Source organism: Chryseobacterium sp. IT-36CA2 (assembly GCF_949767875.1).
Classification (GTDB): Bacteria; Bacteroidota; Bacteroidia; order Flavobacteriales; family Weeksellaceae; genus Chryseobacterium.
In genome coordinates, this window is sequence record NZ_CATKPG010000011.1 from 1,333,548 (window position 1) to 1,354,134 (window position 20,587).

Annotated in this window: 18 protein-coding genes; 4 read left to right on the forward strand and 14 right to left on the reverse strand. The window is 37.3% G+C overall.

The window, feature by feature from the left end:
* Positions 1-19: 19 nt before the first annotated feature.
* Positions 20-997, reverse strand: coding sequence for an alpha/beta fold hydrolase (locus ACM6F9_RS06785; protein WP_414844988.1), 978 nt, complete (start codon positions 995-997; stop codon positions 20-22).
* Between the two features lie 94 nt (positions 998-1,091).
* Between ACM6F9_RS06785 and ACM6F9_RS06790 the strand changes: the two genes are divergently transcribed.
* The gene (locus tag ACM6F9_RS06790; RefSeq protein WP_414844989.1) at positions 1,092-1,958 is read left to right on the forward strand and encodes a LysR family transcriptional regulator; all 867 of its coding nucleotides are present in this window, start codon (positions 1,092-1,094) and stop codon (positions 1,956-1,958) included.
* 64 nt (positions 1,959-2,022) lie between these two features.
* Here the strand turns inward: ACM6F9_RS06790 and ACM6F9_RS06795 are convergent, their stop codons facing one another.
* From ACM6F9_RS06795 to ACM6F9_RS06820, 6 genes are all read right to left on the reverse strand, one after another.
* Entirely contained in the window at positions 2,023-2,508 is a 486-nt protein-coding gene (locus tag ACM6F9_RS06795) for a hypothetical protein (protein WP_414844990.1), read from the reverse strand.
* 245 nt (positions 2,509-2,753) lie between these two features.
* Positions 2,754-3,416 carry a hypothetical protein gene (locus ACM6F9_RS06800; protein WP_414844991.1) on the reverse strand — a complete coding sequence of 221 codons (663 nt, stop codon included), beginning with the start codon at positions 3,414-3,416 and terminating at the stop codon, positions 2,754-2,756.
* Between the two features lie 6 nt (positions 3,417-3,422).
* Positions 3,423-4,058 (reverse strand): hypothetical protein, encoded by a 636-nt coding sequence (locus ACM6F9_RS06805; RefSeq protein ID WP_414844992.1) that lies wholly within the window; start codon positions 4,056-4,058, stop codon positions 3,423-3,425.
* Between the two features lie 12 nt (positions 4,059-4,070).
* A complete protein-coding gene (locus ACM6F9_RS06810) occupies positions 4,071-4,703 on the reverse strand; it encodes a hypothetical protein (protein WP_414844993.1) in 633 nt (210 codons plus the stop codon).
* Positions 4,704-4,756: 53 nt separating this feature from the next.
* Positions 4,757-5,092 (reverse strand): helix-turn-helix domain-containing protein, encoded by a 336-nt coding sequence (locus ACM6F9_RS06815; RefSeq protein ID WP_414844994.1) that lies wholly within the window; start codon positions 5,090-5,092, stop codon positions 4,757-4,759.
* A complete protein-coding gene (locus ACM6F9_RS06820; protein ID WP_414844995.1) occupies positions 5,068-5,493 on the reverse strand; it encodes a helix-turn-helix domain-containing protein in 426 nt (141 codons plus the stop codon). The genes ACM6F9_RS06815 and ACM6F9_RS06820 overlap by 25 nt, the downstream gene beginning before the upstream one ends.
* Before the next feature lie 464 nt (positions 5,494-5,957).
* Here ACM6F9_RS06820 and ACM6F9_RS06825 point away from each other — a divergent pair, with 464 nt between their 5' ends.
* On the forward strand, positions 5,958-6,974 hold the full coding sequence (locus ACM6F9_RS06825) for a helix-turn-helix domain-containing protein (protein ID WP_414844996.1): 1,017 nt from the start codon (positions 5,958-5,960) through the stop codon (positions 6,972-6,974).
* An 80-nt stretch (positions 6,975-7,054) separates the two neighbouring features.
* Here ACM6F9_RS06825 and ACM6F9_RS06830 read toward each other — a convergent pair whose 3' ends face one another.
* The 6 genes from ACM6F9_RS06830 to ACM6F9_RS06855 all read right to left on the reverse strand — a co-directional run bounded on the left by ACM6F9_RS06830 (position 7,055) and on the right by ACM6F9_RS06855 (position 16,794).
* Positions 7,055-7,555: a hypothetical protein gene (locus ACM6F9_RS06830; protein WP_414844997.1), complete on the reverse strand. Its 501-nt coding sequence runs from the start codon at positions 7,553-7,555 to the stop codon at positions 7,055-7,057.
* 19 nt (positions 7,556-7,574) lie between these two features.
* Positions 7,575-10,328, reverse strand: coding sequence for a hypothetical protein (locus ACM6F9_RS06835; RefSeq protein ID WP_414844998.1), 2,754 nt, complete (start codon positions 10,326-10,328; stop codon positions 7,575-7,577).
* A gap of 59 nt (positions 10,329-10,387) precedes the next feature.
* The gene (locus ACM6F9_RS06840) at positions 10,388-10,966 is read right to left on the reverse strand and encodes a hypothetical protein (RefSeq protein ID WP_414844999.1); all 579 of its coding nucleotides are present in this window, start codon (positions 10,964-10,966) and stop codon (positions 10,388-10,390) included.
* Positions 10,967-11,336: 370 nt separating this feature from the next.
* Positions 11,337-11,837, reverse strand: a complete 501-nt coding sequence (locus ACM6F9_RS06845; RefSeq protein WP_414845000.1) for a hypothetical protein — start codon at positions 11,835-11,837, stop codon at positions 11,337-11,339.
* Between the two features lie 20 nt (positions 11,838-11,857).
* The gene (locus ACM6F9_RS06850) at positions 11,858-16,135 is read right to left on the reverse strand and encodes a hypothetical protein (protein ID WP_414845001.1); all 4,278 of its coding nucleotides are present in this window, start codon (positions 16,133-16,135) and stop codon (positions 11,858-11,860) included.
* A gap of 80 nt (positions 16,136-16,215) precedes the next feature.
* Positions 16,216-16,794, reverse strand: coding sequence for a hypothetical protein (locus ACM6F9_RS06855; RefSeq protein ID WP_414845002.1), 579 nt, complete (start codon positions 16,792-16,794; stop codon positions 16,216-16,218).
* Between the two features lie 792 nt (positions 16,795-17,586).
* Here ACM6F9_RS06855 and ACM6F9_RS06860 point away from each other — a divergent pair.
* Entirely contained in the window at positions 17,587-18,414 is an 828-nt protein-coding gene (locus ACM6F9_RS06860) for an SDR family NAD(P)-dependent oxidoreductase (protein ID WP_414845003.1), read from the forward strand.
* Positions 18,415-18,477: 63 nt separating this feature from the next.
* Entirely contained in the window at positions 18,478-19,398 is a 921-nt protein-coding gene (locus ACM6F9_RS06865) for a helix-turn-helix domain-containing protein (RefSeq protein ID WP_414845004.1), read from the forward strand.
* 64 nt (positions 19,399-19,462) lie between these two features.
* Here the strand turns inward: ACM6F9_RS06865 and ACM6F9_RS06870 are convergent, their stop codons facing one another.
* Complete coding sequence (locus tag ACM6F9_RS06870) at positions 19,463-19,933, reverse strand: hypothetical protein (protein ID WP_414845005.1); 471 nt, start codon at positions 19,931-19,933, stop codon at positions 19,463-19,465.
* Positions 19,934-20,587: the final 654 nt, after the last annotated feature.

Below are 20,587 nucleotides of genomic sequence, written 5' to 3' on the forward strand. Positions count from 1 at the left end.
TAGCAATTGATTATATGCTCTATTGAGGTAATGTTCCCATAAATTCAAAGATTTCAGCACCTATTTCTTCTGCGTTTGTCTCAAGAGCAAAATGTCCGGTATCATAAAATTTTAATTGAGCATCCGGAATATCCTTTTTATAAGCTTCCGCTCCTGCAGGAAGGAAATATGGATCTTTGTTTCCCCATACTAATAATAATTTAGGTTGGTATTTTCTGAAATATTCATGAAATTTTGGATATAAGGCTACATTGGTTCTGTAATCTCTCATCAGATCCAATTGGATTTCTACATTTCCCGGTCTGTCAAGAAATTTCTGATCAAGGGTATAGGCTTCAGGGGCAATTAAAGAAGGATCGGAAACACCATGATGATATTGAAATAAGGTAATTTCTTTAGAAACAAAGCCTTTTAAAGCAATGCGGTTTGCCTGTGATGGGTCTTTCCAGTATTTCTGGATCGGATTCCATTCATTGCTTAATCCTTCCTCATAGGCATTCCCGTTTTGTGAAACGATACCTGTGATTTTCTCAGGGTTTTTCATGGCAAGACGTAAGCCTACCGGAGCGCCATAATCAAAGATATAGATGGCAAAACGTTTTATTTCCAGTTGGTCTACAAATGCCTGCATTGTTGCTGCAAGATTGTCAAATGTATAAGAGAACTTATTATGATCCGGAGCATCAGAATAACCGAATCCCGGAAGATCCGGAGCAATGACATGATATTTCTTGCTCAAAATCGGGATCAGGTTCCTGAACATATGAGATGAAGTAGGATATCCGTGCAGAAGAAGTATTGTAGGTGCATTGACAGGACCAGCTTCTCTGTAAAACAGATTAAGATCATTTACTTTGATGTTGCGATAGTGAATAGGATGGTTTTCCATAATTTGATGATTTAAATGTAATTTTTGATTAGATTGAGCGATTGTCATATTGCTTGTGAATAAAGCAACCGACAGCCCTGCAATGAATTGTCTTGAAATTATTTTCATTTATTTTTTTTGGCAGTTCAAAATTAATACGGATATTTGATTATTAAAAATGATTAATTATAATAAATAGAATCACTTTTAATGATTAATTAAAATGAACACACACGATTTGAAAATATTTGAAGCTGTAGCAGAAAGTGGAAGTTTTACAAAAGCTGCCAATATGATGTTTACAGTTCAGTCGAATGTTACAGCAAGAATAAAAAGTCTTGAAGAAGAGTTTAATACTAAGCTTTTCTCCCGTACTTCCAGAAGAGTAGAGCTTACTTCCGAAGGAATGATTCTGATGCAGTATTCTAAACAGATCCAGCATTTGGTGGAGGAAGCCAAAAATAATATCCAAAGTGGTGACAATATCAGAGGATGTCTGAAAATAGGCTGTATAGAAACAACGATGGCTTTGAAAGTCCCTGAAATCCTTAATACTTTTGATGAAAAATATCCAGGTATTGAGCTGGAGTTTAAATCAGATACCAGAGATTCAGTGCTGTCTGATGTCGTAAATTACAATCTGGATGCTGCTTTTGTTTCTGCTCCTGTGAATGCTAAAGGACTGGAAAAAGTTTGCATTAAAGAAGAACAGCTAGTTATTCTTGCTTCCTCAAAAGGTCCGAATCTGCAGACACTCATAACGAATGAACCACTGAAAATAGTAGTATTTGATGAAGGATGTATTTTCAGGGAAAGATTAGAATCCTGGTTAAGCCATAAAGGAATTCTGAATTACAAAAGTACAGTTCTGAACTCTATTGAAGGAGTGATTAACTTTGTAGAAGCAGGTTTGGGAATCAGCATATTGCCGGAAGAAATTGTGTCTAAATATTACGCCGGAAGAAAGATTAAGACTTATGGACTGAACAAGCAGCTGGGAACCATGAATACAATTCTTGTTTTTAGAAAGGATGGGCCACAGTCTAGAGCTTTACAATGCTTTATTGATATGCACGCAAAAATGGTGTGATTCTCATAAAACGTATAAAAAAACTGCCTCACTTTTGAGGCAGTTTATTTTTATCTTAAACGATTTATTTTTTAGGTGTTAAAGAGAAATTATCTACATAAACAGCTTGATGTACACCGTTCAGTAAAACTTTCAGTGCCAAGTGCGTATCTTTTTTGATAGAAATGGTATAAGTTTTCTTTTCTCCCGAAATTTTAGAAGCTTTAGCAATGGAAGTGTAAGATTTTGCATCAGAAGCACTGCCTACCGAGAAAATCTCCAGTGAAGTTTCTCCACCGTTATCTGAAATATCAAGGCTCAACGTATAGGTACCCGCTTTTATTTCCGGAGTTACCAGATACATATTCTCTCCAGGATTGTTCATGGAATAGAAAATGATTTTCTTGTCACTTGCATAAAGCATCGCTTTTCCTCCTTGAGCAGTCCAGCATTTGTTAATGTCTTTCCATGTATCAAAATTTTCTGTGAGTGCTGTTACAGGTTTACACTGTGCGTTTGCAGTAAGAAACCCTCCTAAAGTAACTATTCCCGCCAATATGAATCTTTTCATAAGTTATTTATATTATTATGTAAAAATACTTAAAAAGTGTTGAATTTGCTGGGTTTTGAAGTGATTTTAGGAAAAAAAACTGTAAGAATAAATTGAAAATTGTTTTTGCCTGTAAAGCGTTACTTGGTGAAGATTTACCCTTGTCAAGGTTTTAAACCTTGACAAGGATAGCAAGGATAAAAATCTCCGAAGTCGGGAGACTTCGGAGAGCAGGAATTGATGAGCGGAAACTTTTTTTTAAACAATTAAAAGCCTGAAGGTTTGTTCAATGCTTGTGCGGATCCGTTTGTACCACCCAGATCCTTTGTATCATCATTAATATTCTGTTTTGTGATAAGATATTTATAGGCCATTAAATAAAGATCAACTTTAAAACTATTGTAAGTACCGTTCGGGCTGGTGTACCGTTCTAATCTGCTATTCGTAAAATTTGCTCTGATGTGCCAGGTGCCGTTACTTTTAAAGGTATTTACATTGGGAGACCCTTGTTTATTATCATTAACGCCGTTACTGCCATAGTCAAGAGCAACTTTTGTAGAGCCATTACTAAGTTGGAATGAATAATTATGCACTACTACCAGAAATTTAGTAGCATCTATTTTAGTGTCATAATCTGCGATTCCTGTGGAAGGAACTCCTGAAATGGTGAGTTTGATATAATTAAATAACCCGCTGGTTTCAAGTGCTGGATTATACACATCCAGGGTATTTTTAGAAGTAGCAAGAAAACGGCCTCCTGTTTTATCTGGCTCACCAGGATTTCTTAAGTATAAAGAATTGGTAAAGCTTGAACCGTTTACATCCAGTGTTTCGGATGGTGTTTCGGTATTGATTCCTATTTTTGTATTTTGAGCATTAATAAATATTCCCAAAAGAAATATAATTGTGCTGTAAATTACTCTTTTCATATTAGTTTATTGAAGTCCTGTTGGTGTATTTGTTGAAGTTCCTGTAAACGAACTGTTCACGCTTCCTGTGTAAGTTCCCCAGTCTTTAATGAGTGCTTTTTCATAGACACAAAGTGTAAGGGTCCAGGTTCCGTTCTGCGCAGATGTTGTGCCCGCCCCCTTAAAACTCAGGTTAACAGCATTATAAATTTTCCCTCCACTTGCCACATGGGTTATTTCTGTAGAATATGCTCCATATGATGGGATGCTTGTTGTTGCATTTACCCCAGCTGTAGCATCTGTGAAAACGGCTCCCGTAATGGCAACAATGTATTTTTCTGTTTCCAGTCCTGTGTTAAGACTAACAACATCTGTCTGGCTCACATTTTTGAGGGTAATAGTATACGTATTAACAGGAGCTACATTTCGAAGGGAAATATCAAGAAGCTTGACCTTTCCTACTGGTGTTGTATCTTTTGAACGCGTAAGCAGATAGTAGTTACCAGCTGCATCTGAATTAGCGGTATCAATGACATAAGATTCAACAAGTGTTCCTCCTTGAACATCCAGCATTCCCTGCGGATTTTTTGTGTTTATTCCCACCTGTGCATTGGCTCCAAAATAAGTAAATGCTGTCAATAAAAGTGCGGTTATTTTTTTCATATTTTCTTTTCATTATTGGATTAAAGGAGCAGAAGCAGCGCCTGTTCCGGAGGTATTAACGGATTGTGCAGAGGTAAATTCCTTGGCATAAGCTCTGTCAAAAACCAGTAAATTGAGTGTCCAGACCCCATCAGGTAAAGAATCATCTGTTGAAAACCCTACATAATCAGCTTTGAGTTTCCAGGTACCATTGGTATTGTAGGCAAAAACTTCGGGTACGGGAGTAATTACTGTTGAGGTATAAGTAAACACAGGCTGCGTAAAACCATATGAGGCAATAACAACTAGAAATTTATTTGAATTAATTTTAGTATCGTATTCATCTACCCAATCTTTGTCTGCACTATTACAAGTGATCTTATATTGGATAAGGTTAATAGGAGCCGGAGTGGCGGGCACAAAAGACTCGTTATAAGATGTGATTTTGTTTTGGGGAGCCGGAGATTTGATTAAAAAAGAATAATTTTCATCTGCTCCAAGTTTTTCCAGAGGATCCTTCAGGGTCATACCGGATGTCTTCATCGTTCCATTTACCGTAAGTTCTTTCTCTGGATTAGTGGTATTGATTCCTACATTTCCTGCGTTTTGTGCGCACACAGGAATAAAAGCACCGGTGAGCAGTACTGTCAAAATAATTTTATTCATTAATGTTGTGTTAAATGTATGATATAGTTTGCATGGAAATTAGTAAGCTGAAGCTAAATTTTAAAGCAGCTTTTCCATTTTGTGATTGTGTTTCTACTGAGTTTATAGTGATTAGACAGCTGGGTATTATTAAGTTTATATTTTTTCTGATATTCCAATATCTGTATAATGGTCTCATCATCATAAGAACGCAGCCGCTGATTCTCTGATGAAATTTCTTCAATACCGAAAATTTTCTGATTGAGCTTAATAATATCCAGGACACCCAATTTTTCCTTGGAAAGTATAGATTGGCATTCATCAATCTTTTCTGGAAACTTGATTTGGAGAATATCTGTATAGATTTTTTTATAGTAAGGTTGTTCTATTTTTTGTTTTTTTCTATCCATTTGTATAAAGTAGTTTTAGGAATATTATATTCGCTTATAACCTGGCTTTTGGTTTTTTTTCCGGATTCAATCATTTCCAGCATAAAATTGATGACTTCTTTGGTGTAAATATTCTTACGGAAATAAGGCATCTCAGAGTTGGGCCTATTTTTCTTGTTTTTTACATCAGGTGACGCGGGAGAATAGAAGATCAGGTTTTGAGAATAGAATCGGAAGAAATCATATTCCAAAATTTTGCTCCATTTCAGGAGAATTTCTGTATCCAGACTTTTGGAAGTATACATTTCCGAAATATCCTCTTCAGTACAGTTGAAAAATTTACAGATTCTCGGCATAGGAGTTTCACACTCTTTCACACGCTTATTGATCATCGAGCCAATGTGTATGTTCTTGAACTTCATCTAAGCGGGAATTTGAGGTAGGGGTGTAACAAAGTAATTGCGAGTCTCGAAATAATGTTTTTTTATCATAAATTTTAATTTTTTTATCCTTTGTGTGTGTAGAAAATGATAGACATAAACCAACTTGATCGTTTGTTAAATTATCTAAAATTGGTGTTTTTTTTGTATTTTTTACTAATATATTATTGTTTGATGTAATTGTTGCTTTTGTGTAATATTTGAATTAATTTACCAGCATTTATCTTTGTATAATGATTTATATATGATAATTTGAAAATTGATTTATATTATTCATCATTTTGAATGTAATCATATATTATTAAATTTGTAACTTACTTTAGCAAAATTAAGAGATAAAAACAATCAAAAAGTGAATGCTTCAATTGAATTTTTAAATTCATTTAATTTTTATAAAGATTTGATATTTAATATTTTGCATGAGTTATTTTTTGAAATACATTAGAATGACAGATGATAAAGAATTCACAGAGCAATCTGTAGATGGTCTTAAGAGAAAACTTATTTCGCAATATGTTTATCTCATGTCCGGCATATTGCTGGCTTATTCTATTGTTTTCTACTTTATCATTAAAGATGTCTTTTTTGCAGGATGTACGCTTATCTATTCCGTTACCATGTTTTATACCTTTATGGTAATCCGGAAAAGTTATAATATAAAGATTTTGGTACATCTCTATATTTCGTATGCACCCTTATTTGCAGGATTTATCATGTTGGATTTCTGGAAATTTTCTGCTGCTACTGCTATGTGGCTTCTCCCTGTACCCCTTGGAGCTCACATTTTTCTGGGGAAAAAGTATATCTATATTTATACATTGTACATTTTACTGATCATAGTGGCTGTAAGTATTCTTACCAGGTTCTTTGCCTTTGATTATTTCATCCTCAATGATGTGAAAGTAATGGTTGCCTCTGATACTTTTGTAGGAGTTTCCAATATAGCGGTATTTGGCCTTTTGCTTTATTATAATGAAAAGATCAGGAAAGTTGAAATAGAAGGGAATATTTTGGCTAGAATGGGAGTTTCAGAACAGGAGAAGTCTGCTGTGCCTGAAGAAGCTGCTATTGAAAAAGATAAGGAAGTGTATGTCAATTTTGAAAATACAGAAAAATATAATCTTCTGTTTAGTGAAATACGGGATATTGTGGAAGATAAAGGATATTATAAAGATGTTGGATTTACCATTTCTCAGTTGTCTAATATTTTGAAATCCAATAATTTGTATATATCTAAAGCGATTAAATTAAATGGGTTTTCAAACTTCAGCCATTATCTTAATAGCTGCAGAATAGAGAACGTGAAGAAGCTGCTTCAGGAAAATGATATCAGCAAAGTGACCCTTATGTACATTTATACAGAATCAGGATTTTCCAATCAGTCCACATTTAACAGGGTATTTAAACAGATTGAAGGGGTTACTCCATCAGAATATCTGACTAATTTAAATCTGGAAGAATAGAAATAAATTCAATAGTAAATTGTCATAAAAAAGTCCGGCACCAAAGGTGCCGGACTTCATCATTAATCTATCAAAATTTACTATTTCCAGAAACTCCAATTAATGCCGTCAAATACAGCCATTGTTTTGCTTACGGTATCATAACATATGGTTCCTGCTACCGGACTTTTCATATTTGTTACAGGATCATTCACCTTAGGTAAAACCAACGCTTTGCTGGTGGATTCTAATACCAATACTCCCTGTGCAGATGAGCTTCCGGCGCCAATAATCACTCCACCTCCGGTTTCTGCGGAAGTATTGGGCATTGTTCCCGTAAGGTTTCCCGCATCAGATAAAGGCACCCACACATCATTCTGGCGCATTTTCATCGTAAGATCAGTTTTATCCAGAAGAAACGTACCGTTGGTAGCTGCTGCACCCGTAGGAAGTACTTCCACTATAGGAAGAATAATTCCGGTTTTAGAAACGGGAAAATCTAAAATAGCATCTCCGTCTACAGAGGCCTTACCCATACCCACCTGTGCTTTAAAAGAAGAAAAGCCGGTGAAAATAAGGGTTAATATGATTACTTTTTTCATTTTTGATGTATTAAAATTATTATTGATTACAGCTTCTTACTACACAGTTCCAGCTGGTTCCGTTATAAAGCTTCATACATTTACTTACCGTATCATAAATAAGCATGCCTTCTACAGGATTTACAATAGCTGAACTTTGTGTACGGGTAATAACAAAACCTTTGGTTTTAGACTCCAGGGCAACAGCACCGTTAGGAATACCTTCAGGCCATCCGTTTTGCTTAGACTGAGTCGTAATACCTATTTTGGTAATCATATCAGCAGGGGAGTTATTAGGGGTATGGGTACAGTATGTAAATTTTCCAAACGTGAAAAATTTCCCATTTGGGATCTGAATAGCAGGAGTAGAACCAGCTGTAAGATGTACATTGACAACATTAGTAGTCATTGCTGCATCATCAGCATATACAAGATACGTTGCCTGGCTGTCAGAGGTCTTAATATATAGATTCTGTGCCGTACCCGTAGACTGTACTTTCCATCTGCGCAGCATTAAGTTTTGAACATTATACGTTGTTGCAGCACCATTATTCCCGGTTACAAAATAAAACTGATCATTTGTAATATTGGGGTGAGCCGTAACAGTATTAGCTCCTGTAAAATCATTATTGGTACTGATGGTAATGATATCTGCGGCTGCATCCTGTGATTTTGCAATTCTCTGATGCAATGCTTCTGCGTCATCTCTTGCTATCCCTATCACATTGGTTTGATATGAACTTACCGCTGCAGACCATACCGTTGTACCATTAGTGCTGGTATAGTTCATGGGAGCTGCAAATGTTCCCAATGTTACACCGTATTTAATAGCCATATAGGATACAACTTTGTTATAATCTGTAGCATTCAGTACGGAATTATACATAATGTTTTCAGGCATTATAATGTCTACACCATCATCGGGTCCTCCATCAGCATCTACACCTATCAATAAATTGGTTCCGTTTTTTGTAAGCGTGGCGCCACTACCTTTTGATATACTGTTTACCTGATAAGCAATTGTTCCTGTTCCCGTAGCTGAAAATGTAGTTACGGCAGGGATATTTACTGTATACGAAGCAGTTCCGGTAGCACTTGGCCACGCAATAGGTGAATTGCTGTAAGTTCCAAACCAGCCGCCAGAGGTACTTGTTGTATTTAGGCTGGCATTATCATGGAAGCTAAACATATTTCTAAATCCTAGAGGAAGCGTTGGGTTTTTATTCAGTGCAATCATGGTATAATCATCCCCGGCAGTGGCAAATGCATTCTGCATACCAAGTCCGGAAGTGGAAGTAGATTGCGCTACAGGGTTGAAATTGATATTCATTGCTGAAGAATTTCGATACAACGGACCGGTAGTCTGTAATGCAATGGTATTAGGAGAAGGAGCCCCTCCAATGAAATTTCCACCAATCGGCGATCTGTTGGGCCACGTGCTTATCGCTACGTTATCAGTAGTATTTCCATTGGGATTATCATCTGCTTTTATCCAGACGCGCAGATTATTTAAAACCCCTCCCGGAGCCTGAACGAAAGCTCCTAAAGTAAAAAACTGCCCATTGGCAAACGAAACATCAGCATAATTGTATACAATTCCGTTAATCGTCTGTGTGTTAGCAGACATATCAGTCACCGTATTACCAGCCGCAAAAGTAGGATCTGAACTGTTCTGAATCAACTTTAAATTATTCAGCCCCTGCGGCCACATTACTCTCACCGTTCCTACAGCCCCTGTGTTCTGAACTTTCCAGACAGAACCAAAAAGATAATTAATTCCCGGAATGTTTGCAGCAGAAGTAGCCGGCATTTTTGCCAGACCATTATCACCAATAACAAGTGCCTGTCGGTCTCCTGAGAATATACCGGTATTGGCGGCATTTGTATTGTTCATAGCTGTTAGGCCAATTAGAATCTGCTGTCCTGCATTGATGCTCATCGATTGCTTTTGATTCAGCACAGAGTTGTCGTCTCTTGCAATACCCGTAATATTGTTGTTGTAACCGGTATTAGTGGTTGCATTCCAGTATACGGTTGTTCCGTCTGAACCAATATAATCCCCGAATTTTGTAATTCCGTATTTCAATGAAAGGTAGCTTTCTATCTGAGGACGTTCCAGGTTTTTTGTGGTATTGTAAATCACGATTTCAGCGATATCGACATTCACAAAATTATTAAGTCCCTGGCCTCCTACCCAAACAGGCTGTGTACCTGCAGTAGAAATAGTATTACTATTTGTAAAGGTAGAAGACTTAAATTGGCCATTAACATAGACATTCATTGAACTTGCAGTTCCGTCTGTTGACTGTAACCTAATTTCATTGATTGCAGGTGTTGTAGAACCTACACTACGGTTTGTAATAAGCATCCCTCCATTGGAGTTTCCTCCCACATTCCATGTTCCTCCAAAACCATTAGAATGGTTGTATAAAGAGTTTGCAGTACTTCCTACTTTTCTGTAGACCACATATTGTGATGATTGATAGGGAGATGGTGAACTAACTGTTACATTTTGTGGAACACTTGGTGCTGCCAAACGGTCGTCTACACCATCAAATCTTACTGATGGGTTAAAGTTAATCTGACTTGTATTATAAGCAGGCAAAGTACTGGTTGCTGGTGCCTGTTGGATAAGATCATAAGTTCCCGGAGAAGCACTGTTATTCCATTGATTTACAATTCCTGATGAAGAATTTACCCCTGCATCGGCTTTATACCATAGCTGAGGTGCAATTCCACCTGGGCTTTGGGCGTTTGTGAAAATGAATATATTAGCCGTTAGAAATATACCCATTAAGATATTATTTTTTTTCACCTTAAGTTTTTGAAATTAAATATTAATACGTGTTTATCTTAAATCTGTTCAAAAGGTGGAGGACGTGTTTTATACTGAAATAGATATGAACCTTTACAAAAGATAAAGTTCTTTCTGATTACCTTATTTTTATCATTATTTAAATAGGTATAAGAAAGTTTAAGTTCTTTATAATCAGTTGAAAATACTGGATGATCATGAGGCGTCGCCAAAGCAGAAATAGCCTGTCCTTTCTGATAAGTCAAAAAGAAATTATCGGGAAGAGATATTATCTGTTGAACAGGTTGAGGCTCTATTTTTACTCTTTCTTTAGAGATGTTGGGAGTTTCAGTGCTTTTTATCCTTTTAACAAGGGATCTCGATTTTCTATTGAATGCATGCTTTTCTGTTTTATCCGAAATGATTGCATCTCCCTTAAAGTTTTTTAATCTTTTTTCATTGACTGCTCCTGAATCAGTAACATATAATGTGGTATTTTCAAGGATGGTGACTTCAGTATCTCCTTGATAATAAAACACCTGTGCATTAATTTTTGAAATTGAAGAGAAAATAAACAACAGTATTGAAGCCCCCTTATAAAAAGGCAAAATAGACTTCAACTGTTGTAAGGATTTCATCAATGTGTTTCTAATATTTAAAAGCCAAAAATTTGGCTCAATCCATTCTGCTTTAAAGAAGAAAAAGATGTAGGGTTAATTTTTTCCTCAGCATCCGTTATCTGATCTCTTATTTGATAATGATCTTCAGATTTTCAATGCTTAAAAGGGGAACATTTTCCTTTAGCGAAATTAGCGGATGAAAGCAATCAGAAAAATAAGGCTTCAATATAATTTTAAATTTGATTTACATGTATTAATGTGTTGATAATCAAATTTTTGGATAAGTGTTTTTTGAAAATAGTTAGAAAGTTATTTGATAACAATCTTATTGAAATAAAAAGCCCGGCACCTTTGGTGCCGGGCTCCACAACTATAATCTCATAAGCTTCTATTTCCAGAAACTCCACTTAAGTCCGTCGAATACAGCCATTGTTTTGCTTACTGTATCATAACATATGGTTCCCGCTACGGGACTTTTCATACTGGCTACCGGATCATTCACCTTCGGTAGAACCAATGCTTTATTACTAGCTTCAAGCACCAATATTCCCTGAGCAGGAGAACTCGCAGCGCCTATAATAACACCGCCTCCCTGTTCGGCTGAAGTGTTGGGCATTGTACCTGTAAGGCTGCCGGCATCTGATAATGGTACCCACAAATCATTAGAACGCATTTTTATGGTAAGATCGGTTTTATCTACTAAAAATGTTCCGTTGCTTGCAGCAGCTCCTGTAGGAAGTGCTTCTACAATAGGAAGGATAATACCTGTGTTGGATAGCGGAAAATCCAGAATGGCATCTCCGTCTACAGAAGGCTTACCCATACCGACCTGTGATTTCAGAGAAGAGAGACCGGCAAAAATAATGGTTAGTATGATTATTTTTTTCATTGTTGATTCTTTAAAAATTATTATTCATTACAGCTTCTTATCACACAGTTCCAGACGGTTCCGTTATAAAGCTTCATACATTTATCTACGGTATCATAGATCAACATACCCTCCACAGGATTCGTGATCATTGAGCTTTGAGTACGCGTGATTACGAATCCTTTTGTCTTAGACTCCAGAGCTACCGCTCCGTTAGGAATATTTTCAGGCCATCCGTTCTGCTTGGTCTGGATCGTAATACCAATTTTGGTAATCGTATCGGCAGGGGAGGTATTAGGGTCTTTCGTACAGGAAGTACATGCAAGGATTTTCAACAGATTAGACGGTACAGAATTCGCCGCTCCACACTGAGACTGAGGGTCTACCGAAACAGTAGCCTGATTGTTAAGGAATTTACTTCCGTTAGTGTCAGTATATGCCATTGTAGCAGAATTGTTGGTATCCACCTTGAACTTAACTACTGCAGTTTGTCCCGGAGCGATACTTATTCCCGAAATATAAAGCAGACCTCCGGTGAAAGTAGCTGTTCCGTTAGCTGTAAAGTTAGTCTGAACCAAAGATCCGGCTACATAAGTCTGGGCAGCATCAAGGTTATCCATAAACTCAACATTGGTAATAGGGTTTGTATCATTATTCGTGATATTCACTGTGTATTCCAGCTCAGTTGAAGACGTTCCGAAACATCTGCTGACAGATTTTGTTACCGTTGGTTTAGCTAATGCTGTGCTTGTTGTAAAAGTAATGCTGGTATCCTGGAAGCCTGCGCTACCACTGTCATCATCACTTCTGTAAGGATTAGGAGTATTGATTCCTCCGTTTACCGTATAATTGAAGAATGTAGCATATGTTCCCGCTCCTGAAGGTTTTACTTTGATATAAAGATAAGAGTTTCCTGCAGGTACGGTAAGATTGTTCAATGCAAAATTCTGTCCTGAATAGGCAGGCGTTTCTGCTCCGAGCCCTACATAGCTGTCTGCAACATACTGCAATCCTGCCGGTAAAACATTACTGATATTAATAGTTTTGGATAAACAGTTGTTATTTTTAATATTCAGTTTCAGCGTTGCTTCCTCACAGGTTGGCAGCTGGCTTTCAATATAAGAAGCAATCACATTTACGTTGTCAGCATTAGGCTCAATAGGGTTTACACATACAAATGACATGTCACCAATATAAAGGAAGTCTACCTTACTGAATACCTGTTCTCTGTTGATCGTCCATTCTATTACAATTTTTTCAACCGGTTTTTCAAACTCTACATTTACTGTTGCAAAATCCAGAAAATCCAGAAACGGTTCAGTCCCGGTTACTGTACCTGTTGAATTATCAATAGTGTATCTTCTCAGTAAAGCATTCAGCTCAGGTGTGGAATTGTAAGCATAGTTCAGTTTTGGATTTACCTGGCTTGTTCCGCAGTAACCTATTATTTTCACAATAGCAGCCTGTCCGGCAAGTCTGGTGATACCCGCAACCTGGAAGCTGGCTTTAGCGGCTTTACTTCCGCTTACATCTTTTAAGTTTACGGTATAAGATACTTTACCTGCAGCACCGTCCAGAGCATCATATCTTGAAAGCTGAGTCCATGTACCAAACATTCTAGGGAAAACAGTAGGAACCCATTCAACTCCTGAAGGATAAGTAACACTGATATCCGCAGATAATGCTCCACTCGTAGGTGCAGCACCCGTTAACGGGACGTTGCTTAATGTATTACTGTTCATGCCTGTTGTTCCGCCGTTAAACCAGGCCTGTGCATTCTGAAGGGTTTGCTTTCCTCCGTTACAAGTCTGGCAGGCAGCCGGACCTACACGGCCAACTACTGTGAAGTACTGCCCGTTTTTAAGGTTGTAATAAAATACTGCTTTTCCTCCGCTTACACTTATAGCAGGGATAAAACCTGTGTTGGTGGTCAATCCGCTGTCATCAGCAAAAAACAGAGCGATTTCACTGTTGATATTATAAGAAGATAAATCAACCTGTAAATAAACGGCATCTACAGTACCTGTTTCCTGTACCAGCCATGTTTTGTTGATTCTTTCAAGACCATTCTCCAAAGCCGGGCAGCTCACAGCTGTAGTTCCTGTATTGATATTATTATCCCCAAACATCATGAAGCCTTTATCGGCAAGAGAAGTTCTGGTTACCGTAGAGTTCGGAGATGTGAAATCATTTATCGTGGATACGGTAAGAATACTGTTGTCATTGATACTGTTGGAGATTTTTTGATCCAGCGTACCGGAAATATCTCTTGCGATACCGAAGATACTGTTATTAAATGCGGTATTCGTAGAAGAGTTCCAGACAACGGATGCGTCAGAATTAATATAATTTTGTGGCTGTAATAGTGTAATACCATATTTTATGGCAAAATAAGAATCTACCTTATCTCTGTTCTGTGTGGATAAGCTGGTATTATAATAGGCAACTTCCGGTGTTCTTCCTGCAAAGCCATAGACCCCTCCGCCAATCTGGAGATTAGGATAGAGACTGCCATTACTTACTGCATCAGAAAATGTGGTGAAATTTCCATTATACCCTATCTGTTTGTTATTACCGCTTACCACAGAACTTACCTGTGCTCCCAGTAAAACCATTTTGTTTAAAACCGGGGAAACTGTAGTATTCTGTACATTAGCAACAGCACCATCCACATAATGAAGTGTTGGATAGTCTCCTATGGGGCTAAAGGTATTGTCAATACCCAAACCGAAGCTATGTGCTGCTCCACTTGTTGGGATATTTGCAAACCTGAAAATATGATTATAGAAAACATTTGTATTTCCGGATTTGGCTCCTACCGCAAAAGTGGTATGTAGCCTGCCTAAAACCGTCTGATCTACGACTCCTGTAAAATGTATAGGATCTGATGCATTAAAGGTATAAAACGGATTATAATTACTGTTCGCATCTCCGCCTGATAATAAAATAGTTCCAGCTTCAGCACTTTGGTTGATCGTAAATCCGCTGGATCTGTCTGTCCAGTCCGTAAGAGTAGCTGTAATACCTGCATCATACCAGTATTTCAATCCGGCGGTAACTCCTCCCGGAGCCTGAACAAAAGCACCAAAAGTAAAAAACTGTCCGTTGGCAAGGGAAACATCGGCATAGTTATATACAATTCCGTTAATAGTCTGTGTGTTGGCAGACATATCCGTCACGGTATTACCAGACGCAAAAGTAGGATCTGAGCTGTTCTGAATCAGTTTTAAATTATTCACGCCTTTAGGCCACATAATTCTTACTGTTCCTACAGAACCGGTGTTTTGAACTTTCCATACCGCATTAAAGATATTATTCACTCCCGGAATGCTTGTAGTAGGAACTCCCAGTGTTTTTGCCAGACCATTATCTCCAACAACAAGAGCCTGCTGGTCTGCTGAGAACGCACCGGTATTGCCGGCATTCGTGTTGGCCATAGCCGTTAAACCGATTAAAACCTGTTGCCCAGGATTGATGCTCATGGATTGTTTCTGATTCAGCAAAGAACCATCATCTCTTGAAATCCCTGTGATATTATTGTTGTAACCGGCATTGGTTGCAGCACTCCAATAGACCGTTGTTCCGTTGGAAGCAACATAATCACCGGATTTTGTAATTCCGTATTTTATAGCCAGATAGCTTTCAATCTGAGGGCGTTCTGCTGTTTTGGTCGTATTGTAAACTACAATTTCCGCAATGTCAGCATTGGAAAAATTATTAAGTCCCTGGCCTCCTACCCAAAAATTTTGTGTGGAAGGAAGAGCGGTAGCAACAATATTACCATTTACAAACGCAGAAGATTTTAACTGTCCGTTCAGATAAACATTGGCTGCACTGGAAGTTCCGTTGAGAGACTGCAAACGTATTTCATTAGCAGCCGGAGCCGTAGAATTCACACTTCGGTTAGTGATCAGCATGTCTCCATTTGAATTTCCTCCCACGTTCCATGTTCCTCCTGCACCATCAGAATGGCTGTAAAGAGGAAGCAGGGAAGCACCTAATTTTCTGTATATAATATACTGTGATGTCTGGTAAGGAGCTGCCGCGGTAGTTGTAACGGTTAGCGGAACACTGGCAGCTGCCAGCCGATCGTCTGTACCATCAAATCTTACTGACGGATTGAAATTGATCTGGCTTGTGTTATAAGCAGGTACCGTAGTAGCTGCTCCCTGCTGGACAAGATTATAACCTCCGGGAGCACTGTTGCTCCATGTGGTTACTGTTCCGGCAGAAGGGGTAATTCCTGCATCTGCTTTATACCACAGCTGGGGACTGATTCCTCCGGGACCCTGAGCTTTTGTGAACATGAATATATTCATAACAAAGAATATACCCACTAAAATGTTGTGTTTTTTCACCTTTATTTGTTTAAAATTTTGATATTAGTATAGTTTTTCTTTTAAATAAATGAAGTTGGTGGAGGGCGGTTTTTGCACTGAAACCAGTAATAGTCTTTAAAAAGAATAAAGCTATTGCCGACAATTTTATTATTGGCACGGTTAAAATAACCATGGATAAGTTTTAGTTTTTTATTCTCAATTGAAAAATTCGGGTAATAGTGAACAGTTACAGAAACTGAAATGGCTTCTCCTTTTTGATATGCTGAAAAGAAATCATCTGGATGGGGTGCTGCCCATTCCTGAGATTTTACTATGGGATAGGTTTTCGTTTTTTCTGCCGGGCGTTTTGCACTATTTTTTACAGGATCAGCATTGAAAGGGAATTTTCTTTGCTTTCTGGATTTCAGTCCGCGTTTCTTTTCCGGAGTTTTGATCTCAAAATTCTTCAGATCTTCCTCATGCACTTCTCCGGAATTGGCAACATAAACAGTAGTGTTTTTGCCAATTGTAATCTGAGTATCCTTTATGTATAAAACCTGCGCTTCAGCATCAGGGACCAGGAAAATTAAAAACAACAACAATGAAGCTCCCTTGTAGAAAGGGAAAAGGAACTTCAGTTGTTGTTGTGGGGATTTCATTGTGTGTGTTTTATGGGATAAGAAACAGGACTTTTTTGTCAGTACTTTTCCTGATTCAGAATTTTTCTGAATCATATATAATGAGGGAATTAAGGTTCTGGTTGGTTGTGATGAGGTGATGCTTATAACTGTATCAATATCAGTTATGCTTTCTTGAGTCCGGGAACAATGGGTTGAAAAATATTTTACCCAAAAGAATTAAAATAATAAATTTTTTTCATGTTGTATGGTTTTATAATGGATACTTTTTTTATGTGTTTTTATTATATAAGGATTTTATGTATAGAAAATTTTAAACTAAAATACCTTTGATTTTTTGTTTTATTCTCTTCGGTAAAATTAGATGATTTTTATAGCTTTTATTGAATTTTGTTAATAATTTTAAGTGATTTTAGTAATTTCATTTATATTGTATAATTATTTGTATTTCAGTGTTTTATTTAAGTTAAAAACCTAATTTAACATAATAAGTCAAACAATGGTGTGCTAACTTTTTTAAATAAGATAAAATTTGGCTTCTTTGAACTTCCTAAAGAAACAAAATGGAGAATTTATATGATCGTAAAACCAAGTCGTATTATCATAACAAAAAAATACTGAATGAACTTATGTGAAATGTTAAAATGTAAATTTTACTAGCAATTTAATTAAATGTGAAAAATATTACATTTTTTAGATGTGGGGTGTGCTCAAAATAAAGATCCTCAATTCGCCTACAAACGTCCTCAATTTGCCTACAATTTCAGGAAACAGGCTGTATAACTTTGCTTTATCAAAAAAACATTTAAAATTATGATACAGCAAAATAGAATCTGGTTCATTACCGGAGCATCAAGAGGTTTCGGACGCATCTGGACCGAAGCAGCATTGGAACGTGGTGATAAAGTGGTTGCCACAGCAAGAAAACTGGAAAGTATTGCAGACTTTAAAGAAAAATATGGCGATAATGTGCTGACTCTGGAACTTGATGTTACCAATCCAAATCAGGTGAAAGAAGCGGTAAATAAAGCGCATCAGCATTTTGGAAAACTGGATATTGTACTGAATAACGCAGGATATTCATTGGTAGGAACCATAGAAGAGGCCAGTGCAGATGAAATACGCGCTTTATACGAAACCAATATTCTGGGACCTGTAAGTGTTATTCAGGCGGCACTGCCGATATTAAGAGAACAGGGGCATGGACATATTTTGGGTACCTCAAGTAACCTGGGTCATTTTACATTGCCTGTCATTGGCTATTACAGCTCTTCGAAATGGGCTTTTGAAGCCATCCATGAAAGTCTTGCAGAAGAAATAAAACAATTCGGGATTAAAGTAACCATTATAGAGCTGGGTGCTTATGCCACAGAATTTGGAAGCCAGGACTCCCTTAAGTTTTCTCAAAATTTAGAGGTGTACAACGACTTTAAGGCAGAGTTTGTAAAGACTATTCAATCTTATGAAAGAGGAAATCCTAATGCAACGCCACAAGCGCTTTTTAAAGTTGTAGATGCTGAAAACCCGCCGTTACGTTTTCATTTGGGAAGTCATAATCTTCCACAGGTGAAATCTGTATATGCTGAAAGAATCAGTCTTTGGGAAGCGTGGGATGAGGTTTCCAGTGCTGCGCAAGGGTAGTAACAACCATAAAAACCGGTTATCAATGTATAACCGGTTTTTCGTACCTTTAAAATACTATTTATGAAAAAGACAGATCAAACTCCATTAAAATTTGAATCCCTATTTGAAGCGAGTCAGTTTTTTGGACTGCCGAAACCCAAACATCCTCTCATTAGCTTAATGAATGGGGCACACAATCTGGTGCTGACGGATAAATTGTCTCAAAGGCATGTTTTGAGTTTCTATAAAATATCCTATAAACCCAAATTAGACGGTAGAATAGAATACGGGCAGGGCTATTACGATTTCAACGAAGGTGGATTATTGTTTGCAGCACCAGGTCAGGTAATAGGAGGGAACGGAAACAGTGATACAGTCTGTTCACAATATTCTTTGCTCATACATCCTGATTTCTTTTTGGGATATCCCATCGCCAGGAAAATCAAACAGTATGGTTTTTTCTCCTATTCCACAAAGGAAACACTGCACCTTTCTGAAGAAGAGAAAAATACAGTACTTTCTATTTTTAATTTCATTGAATCCGAACTCAACAGCCGTATTGACGATTTCAGTCATGATGTGATGATCTCTCAGATAGAACTGCTTCTTAATTACGCCAACCGTTTTTATAAGCGCCAGTTTATTACCCGTAAAGCGACCAGCAGCACCCTTTTACAGAAATTTGAAGATTTGCTGGATGCTTATTTTAAAGATGAAATGTCTCTTAATAAAGGAATACCAACCGTGAGTTATTTTGCAGAGAATCTTCATCTTTCACCAAGCTATTTAAGTGATATGCTGCGTTCTTTAACAGGGCAGAGTACCCAGCAGCATATTCATGATAAACTGATCAGTGAGGCTAAAGAAATGCTTTCCACCACAAGTTTATCTGTAAGTGAGGTTGCGTATGCACTGGGATTTGAGCATTCCCAATCCTTCAGTAATTTATTTAAAACAAAAACCAAACTTTCTCCTTTAGAATTCAGGAAGTCTTTTAATTAACAGGATGGCTGTCATCTGGTTAATGAGAATTCTGCTGCGCGAAACCTTCTGATTTTGTGTAAAACTAGCGCACAAGAAGATAGATTCCAACACCAATGGCGGTATAAGCGGTCACGGTAAGAATATCTGCAATGGGCTGTGAAAAACGTTTTTCTGCAATTTTTTCGCTATTGATCTGGTTCTTATGGAACTTCAGACTTGTTTTAGCATTACGAACAGGATGGGCTACCAGGCTGTCGCTTTCCCATCGGTCAACGATTACTTTATAACTCTTACCATTGACTTCAATTTTAACATTCTTACCAGGGGCAAGCTTCTCCTGCACATTCACCGGAGCAGGTGCCTGTACTGCATTCAGGTTTTGAGGTGCCGCTCCTGTACTGTTCATTTGCGGGGAAGCAGTATTGGCAAGAGCTGTATTGTTTTTAGGGGCTTGCTTGTTGTTGGCTGCCGGATCCACAGGCTTTTTTACCTGATAGGTATAGCAGCTGGTAAGGGAAAATAAGATAGTGATGAGATAAAAATTCTTTCGCATGAGCCAAATTTAAGAATTAAACGGAATATTTAGCATTTTCTTTTGAAAGATACCGTTTTTTAAAAGAAATCTTTGCTATACAGCGTCTTCTTACTTTGAGTCAGCCGGAAAAATCTTTTTTTGATGTGCTCTAAAATCTGCGAAGTATTCATCTATTATGATGTATCGAGGGTTCGACTCCCTTCCTCTCTGCAAGTATTAAATATAAATCTACTGATAATCAGTAGTTTTTTTTTATTAAAGTTTTCTTTCCCACATTTCTTACATAACTAAGATAATGATTTCTTATCTCAGTACCTCATTTAGTAAATTTTCAGGAGCAAAACAGACTGTTGTATCTCTCGAAAAATCCCCAAACTGAAAATATTTTATCTTTTTTTCGGAAAAATAGAGATAAGCCCGATTTCAAAAAGAGAGGGCATATTAAAACTAAAACAAAGGGAGGGGTTTGTTATTCATATGGGTGGTTAAACTACATATAAGAGCTAATTCAAGTATTAAAATGGGTTTTCAAATTCTGGATAAAACCACTGTTTTATCAATATCATCTTAGTCATAATCAAAAATGTCTTAACACTCTTTGTTTCAAATCTTAAAAAATCATTGTTTTAAATGTTGAGAATTTTAATCAAAAAAAGCTTAGATATTGCTAAA